The sequence below is a fragment of the Mesorhizobium sp. M2A.F.Ca.ET.037.01.1.1 genome (genome assembly GCF_003998075.1).
In the GTDB taxonomy this organism is placed as follows: Bacteria; Pseudomonadota; Alphaproteobacteria; order Rhizobiales; family Rhizobiaceae; genus Mesorhizobium.
On record NZ_RZSA01000464.1, the window covers coordinates 1 to 5,017 of the forward strand.

Below are 5,017 nucleotides of genomic sequence, written 5' to 3' on the forward strand. Positions count from 1 at the left end.
CTGGAAAAGCTCATCCTTGGGGAGGGGCCTGAAACGATTGCCGCCTTCATCGGCGAGCCGATCATGGGTGCCGGCGGCGTCGTCGTCCCGCCCGCCGGCTATTGGGAGAAAATCCAGGCGGTGCTGTCTAAGTATGACATCCTGCTGGTGGCCGACGAGGTGATCTGCGGTTTTGGCCGCACCGGCGAGATGTTCGGCTCGCAGACCTTCGGCATCAAGCCAGATATCATGGTGCTGTCGAAGCAGATTTCCTCCTCCTATCTACCGATCTCGGCGCTGCTCATCAATGACAAGGTGTTCGAGCCGATCGCCGACGAGAGCAACCGCATCGGAACTTTCGGTCACGGCTTCACCGGCGGCGGTCATCCGGTCGCCGCGGCGGTCGCGCTGGAGAACATCAAGCTGATCGAGGAGCGCGACCTCGTCGGCAATGCGCGCAAGGTCGGCGCGCATTTGCAGGCAAGGCTGCGCGAGCTCGCCTCGCATCCGCTGGTTGGCGAGGTGCGCGGGGTCGGCCTCATCGCCGCGGTCGAGCTCGTCGCCGACAAGGCGACCAAGGCGCCTTTGGGCAAGCCGGCGGCGCTCGGCACGCTGGTCAACGGCTTCCTGCAGCAGAATGGCGTGATCTCGCGCAACATGGGCGATGCCATCGCCTTCTGTCCGCCACTGATCATCACCGAGGCGCAGATCGACGCTTTGGTCGATGCGTTCCAGCAGTCGCTAGACGCTGCCCTGCCGCAAGTTCATCCGGCTGGTCATTCCCGCATTGACACATAAGATATAAGATGTAAGTTACACGACTATTGGACGCATCTGGTTGCGGCATGTCGCAGACCTATTAAATGCCAACGTAGAAATGGCAGTTGGATACCAAGGCAACCAAAGCCGAAATCGAGAAAACTTCAGCCCATCAGGGCGCTGAAAAATGGGAGACTGATATGAGAGGATTGAAGAAGTCACTGGCATTGGCACTGTCGGCGACGGTGCTGTCGGCAGGAATGGCGCATGCCGCCGACTGGTGGCCGTTCAAGATCGCGTCGGCGAAGGACGGCGATCTGAAGAAGGTCGGAGAGATCGACTACAAGCCGCTCGACAAGGCGGAAAAACCTTGGAAGCTGTGCGTGCTCTTTCCGCATTTGCAGGACAGTTACTGGGTATCGGTGGACTACGGCATCGTCGAGGAAGCGAAACGTCTCGGCGTCAAGGTGACGGTGCTGCAGGCCGGTGGTTACACGGCCCTCCCGAAGCAGATCTCGCAATATGACGACTGCGTCGCCTCGGGAGCCGACGCCATCCTGATCTCCGCGATCTCGGAAGCCGGCGTGGCGGCCAAGATCAACGAGGGCATGGGCAAGGGCATCGTCAACATCGCCGTCGCCAATCCGATCCTGGAGACACCGATCACCGCCCGCATCACGCCCGACTTCTACCAGAAGGGTTTTCAGACCGGCGAATATGTGAAGAAGTTTCTCGGCGACAAGCAGGGCACCGCAGTGGCGTTCCCCGGACCGCAGGGCAGCGGCTGGGCCGAAACCTACATGGACGGCTTCCGCGACAGCACCAAGACAGGCAACATCAAGCTGGTCGGCGAGATGTTCGGGGAGGCAAGCGTGCCGGCGCAGCTCAAGCTGGTCGAGGACGCGCTGCAGACCCATCCGGACGTCAACGTGATCTGGGGCGGCGCACCGACCGCGGAAGCAGCGATCGGCGCCGTGGCCGATGCCGGCCTGAGCAATGTGACGATCATGTCGTCCTACGAAAACCAGACCATGCTGAAGGCGGTGAAGGGCGGCCAGGTGCTGGGCTTCGCGACCGAGTATCCGGTCATTATGGGCCGCATCGGCGTCGACCTGGCGGTGCGCGCGCTGGAGAAGAAGGACCACGAAAAGGTTCTGCTGGTTGCCCCCGGCATCGTTACCAAGGACAATGTCGACAAGATCGACACGACCCAGATCTTCGCGCCGGACAACTGGCGCCCCGTTTTCTCGGTCGAATAGCAACGAGGCCGCCGGCGCGGCCTTCAGCTTCGCGATCATATCGCGATCCTCCCGGCCTGGCCGCCTTGCAGAAGGCGGTCAGGCGACTTGATGCAATTCCAGGCGAAACCGCCGCGCAGTTTGCTCGAATTGCTCTTGCCGGCTTTGGGCCTTTGGACAAGATGCTGGAAGTTACAGGGTTCACCAAAAGATTCCGCGGCATCGCCGCGCTCGATAATGTCGACTTCTCCCTCAACGAGGGCGAGGTCCATGCATTGCTTGGCGAGAATGGCGCCGGCAAGTCGACGCTTATCAATCTCATTGCCGGCACGTTTCCCTGGGCCGAAGGCGTCTACCGCATCAACGGCCGCACCATCACCAGCCTGACGCCGCAGGTGGCGCAGGAGATCGGCATCGCCGCCGTCTTCCAGGAATTCAGCCTGGTGCCCGACCTTACCGTGGTCGAGAACATCTTCCTCGGCCGCGAGCAGTCGTCCGGGCTGTTCCTGAAGCGCAAGCAGATGCGCCAGGCCGCCGCCGAGCTGCTGGACGGTCTCGGCTTCCATTTGCCGCTCGACGAGAAGGTCGCCTTCCTGTCGCGCGCGCAAAAGCAGATGGTCGAGATCGCCAAGGCGCTGCGCATGCGGCCGAAGGTGCTGATCCTCGACGAGCCGACCGCGTCGCTCACCGACGGCGAGGCGCAAAAGCTCTTCAATGCCGTGGCGCTGCTCAAGGCGCGCGGCGTCGGCATCATCTATGTCTCGCATCGCATGAGCGAGATCCGCAATCTCTCCGACCGCGTCACCGTTTTGCGCGGCGGCAAGAAGATCGGTACGGTGGTCACCGCCGAGATTTCGGACCAGGGCCTGATCGAGATGATGGTCGGCCGCCCCGTCGAACAGCTCTTTCCGAAGATCGAGGACAAGCCCGGCGCGGTCAGGCTCGAGGTGCGGGATCTCACGACGGAGAAGCACTCCGTCATCGGCGCCTCCTTCACGGCGCATGCAGGCGAGGTGGTCGGCCTTGCCGGACTGGTCGGCTGCGGGCGCAGCGAGCTCTGCCGCGCCGTCTTCGGCCTGGAGACTATCGAGGCGGGTACGATCATGCTGGGCGAGAAGCCGATCGAGCGGCCGACGCCGACGTCGATGCTTGCCGCCAATGTCTGTTATTTCCCGGCCGATCGCGGGTCGGAAGGCCTGGCACTGGTGCGGCCGGCGCGCGAGAACGCAACCATGAGCTCGCTCGATCTGCCGCAATTGTCGTCGGGACCGGTGCTGAAATTCTGGCGCGAGACCGAGACGATCAAGGAGCCGCTTACCAATCTCGCGCTCAGGCCCTTGGCGCCCGAGCGCAAGGCGTCCGCCTTCTCCGGCGGCAACCAGCAGAAACTGATGCTGGCGCGCGGCCTGATGAAATCCTTCGATGTCTATCTGTTCGATGAACCCACCGTCGGCATCGATGTCGGAGCGAAGGCCGATGTCTACAACCTCATCAAGTCGCTGGTCGAGGCCGGCGCCTCGGTCGTCGTTTCGACATCCGAATTGCCGGAGCTGATCAATCTCGCTTCGCGAGTCTATGTCATGCATGAAGGCAAAATCGTCGCCGAGCTTGCCCAGCACGAGCTCAGCGAAGCCCAGGTGTTGTCGCACTATTTCGGAGGGCGCGCATGAGCTCTGAAACGGCGACCGTGACCGTTGCCAACGCGCCATCGCATCGCGCGAGCCGGCTCGACCGCTTCCTCATGCAAGGCGGCATCGTCATCACCTTCCTGGTCGTAGCGGTCGTCGCAACCGCGCTGATCGAGCCGCGTTTCCTCAACCGGCTCAACCTGCTCAACGTCATGCGCAACTTCGCGCTACTGCTCATCCCGTCGCTGGCGCAGATGCTGGTGATGACGGCCGGCGGCTTCGACCTGTCGGTGGGCGCTGTGGTGTCGGCGACCTCGGTGGTGACTGCCGCGGTGATGCTGGTCGGCAGCTTCTATTTCCCCGGTATGGAATCGGCCCTCATCATCGCGTCGCTGGTGATTGCACTCGGCGTCGGGGCGCTTGTCGGCCTCGCCAATGCCGGTCTGGTTGCGACCTTCTCGCTCTCGCCATTCATGGTGACGCTGGCGATGATGTCGGTGCTGATGGGCATCGCGCTCTATTTCACGCAGGGCATTCCGATCTACGGCGTGATGGATTCCTTCGTCGCCAATGTCGGACGCGGCCAGTTCCTGGGCTTGCCGATCGTTCTTTGGGTGGGGCTGGGCGTGCTTGCCGCCTGCATCGTCATGCAGCGTTTCACTGCGCTCGGCCGCCATATCTACGCGGTGGGCAGCGACCAGCGCTCGGCGCGGCTGTCAGGCGTTGCCACAGGCCGCACGCTGATCGCGGCCTATATGCTCGCCGGCCTGCTCGCCGCGCTCACCGGCTTCCTGATGACGTCACGGCTCGGCTCCGGCCAGTCGACTATCGGCGGAACGCTGGCGCTCGAAACCATTGCCGCGGCCGTCATCGGTGGCGTCTCGCTGCGCGGCGGCGTCGGCCGCGCCGAACTGGTGGCGCTGGCGGCGCTGTTCCTGTCGGTGATCGCCAACGCCATGAACCTGGTGCAGGTCGACAGCAAATATCAAACGCTGGTGCTTGGCGCGGTGCTGATCGTGGCCTTGGCCATCGAACGGCTTCTGTTGAGAAAGCGGCAGGCATGAGCACGGAGGCCAAGACACAACCGATGGCTCAGCCTTCCGGTCTCTCGCTGAAGGAGATTCTGCGCGCCGCGCGGCTGCCGATCGCCATCTTCGTGGTGCTGGTCCTGTTCGGCCTGGTCGAGCCGCGCGTGCTTTCCGTCGGTAATTTCCGCAACATAGCGCTGCAGGGGAGCTATCTGGCCATCTTCGCCATGGCGCAGACAATGGTGCTTTTGACGCGTGGCTTCGATCTGTCGCTCGGCTACACCGTCTCGCTGGTCAGCGTCGCCGCCTCGATGGCGATGGTGGCAACGGGTGGCGGCGACGTTTCGATCCTCTATGGGATCGGAGCGGCGGTTCTGATCGCCCG

At 63.0% G+C, this 5,017-nt stretch carries 4 protein-coding genes and 1 pseudogene; all 5 read left to right on the forward strand.

The features are described 5' to 3' along the window. Positions 1 to 777: aminotransferase class III-fold pyridoxal phosphate-dependent enzyme (locus tag EOA27_RS21525; protein ID WP_127257107.1), on the forward strand; the 777-nt coding region annotated here is incomplete at its 5' end. Between the two features lie 161 nt (positions 778 to 938). Then, positions 939 to 1,997, forward strand: coding sequence for a TMAO reductase system periplasmic protein TorT (gene torT / locus EOA27_RS21530; RefSeq protein WP_126062104.1), 1,059 nt, complete (start codon positions 939 to 941; stop codon positions 1,995 to 1,997). A gap of 161 nt (positions 1,998 to 2,158) precedes the next feature. Next, entirely contained in the window at positions 2,159 to 3,646 is a 1,488-nt protein-coding gene (locus EOA27_RS21535; RefSeq protein ID WP_126062103.1) for a sugar ABC transporter ATP-binding protein, read from the forward strand. Further along, complete coding sequence (locus EOA27_RS21540) at positions 3,643 to 4,668, forward strand: ABC transporter permease (protein WP_127257110.1); 1,026 nt, start codon at positions 3,643 to 3,645, stop codon at positions 4,666 to 4,668. Before EOA27_RS21535 ends, EOA27_RS21540 begins: the two co-directional genes overlap by 4 nt. After that, positions 4,665 to 5,017 (forward strand): annotated as a pseudogene (locus EOA27_RS21545) (ABC transporter permease); the annotation flags it as partial. The gene EOA27_RS21540 and the pseudogene EOA27_RS21545, both read left to right, overlap by 4 nt.